Consider the following 2,454-nt stretch of genomic DNA (forward strand, 5'->3'; position numbering starts at 1 on the left):
GCTGCCACTAGCTGGAGACCAAAAATGATTTTTGATTGGAGTGAGGTCAAAGATGTTAGTAGTTACAGCTTGAATTTAACCGCAGCTAGTATCTGGCGCTATTTTAAGAGAAATGCAGACTACCTCCTAATTGGACGAGTTTTAGGAAGCCAAGACTTGGGATACTACACCTTGGCATATCGCATCATGCTTTACCCCTTGCAGAATATCTCTCATGTGATTGCTCGGGTGATGTTTCCTGTATTTTCCCAAATACAAGATGACAATGCAAAATTTAGAAGTGCCTATCTCAAAGTTATCGGTTTAATTGCTCTGATTTCTTTTCCAATGATGGTTGGTCTTTGGGTAGCTGCTGAGCCCTTTGTTCTGACATTACTTGGGTCACAGTGGCAGCCTGTCATTTTGCTACTGATGATTCTGGCTCCTGTAGGAATGGAGCAATCTCTGGGAACAACAGTAGGCACAATCTATAAGGCGAAAGGTCGTCCAGACCTTCAGTTTCGATGGGGAATTGTTTCTGGAATATTGATACTTACTGCTTTCGTGATCGGTTTGCAATGGGGGATTGTTGGGGTTGCAGTTGCCTACGTGATCGCGTCTTTTCTTTGGTGTTACCCAAGTTTTAATATTCCTTTTAGTCTCATTCATTTACGGATGCGTGACTTTGGGGCAGTGCTTTGGCGACCACTTGTTGCTAGTCTCCTAATGCTACTTGTGCTTGTAGGGCTGAAGTTTTTGTTACCCACCGGTCTAGCTAGTGGCTGGGTGTTAGGCATACTGATACCTATAGGAGGTATTTCTTACCTGTTGGCAAGCTGGTGTATCAATCGAGAACAGATACAGCAATTATTAGTCATGGTAGGGCTAAATAAATAAATGAGTATTCAGCTATTGGACAAGAGAAAAATTAAGGTTATTCATAGCTATCCCTTCTGGCTACCACAGACGCAAACTTGGATGTATAACCAAGTTCGCTACTTGCCTGATGAAGTAGAAAATCATATTGTCTGCGAACGCACAGAAAATTTGGAGCAGTTTTGGCTACCCAATATCCACACACTGAGTGATAGTTCCAAATGGCGCTATTTCTGGGATAAGGGTGTGCGCAAACTACAGTTTCGCCGTCACCTGGGATTTTTAGTAGAAGTTGCCAAACGGCAAGGTGCAAGCATTTTGCATTCTCATTTTGGTGATATTGGTTGGGGAGATCTAGATGCAGCGAAGCTAGCAGGACTTAGGCAGGTAGTGACTTTCTACGGTTGGGATGTTAATTCCTTGCCTAAAAGTAGCCCCCACTGGCAGAAAAGATATCAGGAACTGTTTGCCAAGGTAGATAGAATTCTCTGCGAGGGCCCCCATATGGCACAGTGCATCATTAATCTAGGATGCCCAGCAGATAAAGTTAAAGTTCAGCATCTGGGCATTAGTATCGAGGAAATTCCCTTTAAGCCCAGAGTCTGGAATCCTACTGAACCTCTACGGGTACTGATTGCCTCATCATTCACTGAAAAGAAAGGAATTCCCTATGCTTTGGAAGCCCTAGGGCAACTACAGCACCAGGTTTCTCTAGAAATTACTATTATTGGGGATGCCAATAGTCAAGCCAGAAATCAGGCTCAAAAGAAAAAAATTCTGGCAACTATCGAGAAGAACAATCTCCAGTCAAAAGTTCGCCTGCTTGGCTATCAACCACATAAAGTCTTATTTGAAGAGGCTTATAAGCACCATATCTTTCTCTCCCCCAGCGTCACAGCGAGTGACGGCGATACTGAAGGAGGCGCACCGGTATCTCTAATTGAAATGGCTGCTACAGGAATGCCCATTGTTAGTACCAAGCACTGTGACATTCCTGAAGTAATTATTGATGGTGTTACAGGTTTACTCGCAGAGGAACGAGATGTGGATGGACTAGTGAGCCATTTGCAACACCTAGTCGCTTATCCTGAGCAATGGTATGACTTGGTTCAGGCAGGGCGCAAGCATATAGAAGCAGAATATGATGCCCGGATTCAAGGCTCAAGATTGGCAGGAATTTATATAGGATTAAATGCAATGGGTTAGAAAAGACAATCAACTGTTCTGTAGACATCTCCAGGAATTGCTTAGCAATTCCTGGAGATGTCTATTACCCATTACCAAAAAACAGACACTTATCTCTATCAACATCCATATAAGCTGTCACGCATTGAAATTGTGAATCGGTACTGATGGGAAGATGGGTCTAGTTTTTCGTAAGTCCTGGTGGTTTATGGGTAGCGATCGCTCTTCTTTCCCTGAACTAGCTACAGTTGAGGGTGCCTATCGGTAAACTATAACAGTAACCATAAACTATTCCCTGTCTAGGACAATTGAACCCCTGATGCTAAGAGACCTTAACTTTAGTGGCTTAATCAATCAGCGCTTCTTCCACAATTTTGTGCCTGTACCAGCAACTAACGCCCTACAACTCGGAGA

Annotated in this window: 2 protein-coding genes; both read left to right on the plus strand. The window is 43.4% G+C overall.

The window, feature by feature from the left end; translation table 11 throughout:
• On the plus strand, nt 1-876 hold an 876-nt coding region (locus tag F6K49_RS41325; RefSeq protein WP_293106898.1), incomplete at its 5' end, for an oligosaccharide flippase family protein.
• A complete protein-coding gene (locus tag F6K49_RS41330) occupies nt 877-2,061 on the plus strand; it encodes a glycosyltransferase (protein WP_075900365.1) in 1,185 nt (394 codons plus the stop codon).
• The last annotated feature ends 393 nt before the right edge of the window (nt 2,062-2,454 follow it).

Source organism: Moorena sp. SIO3I6 (assembly GCF_010672095.1).

Excerpts from the sequence above, each read along its gene's own strand:
- F6K49_RS41330 (WP_075900365.1), top strand. The coding sequence starts at position 877 with ATGAGTATTCAGCTATTGGACAAGAGAAAAATTAAGGTTATTCATAGC.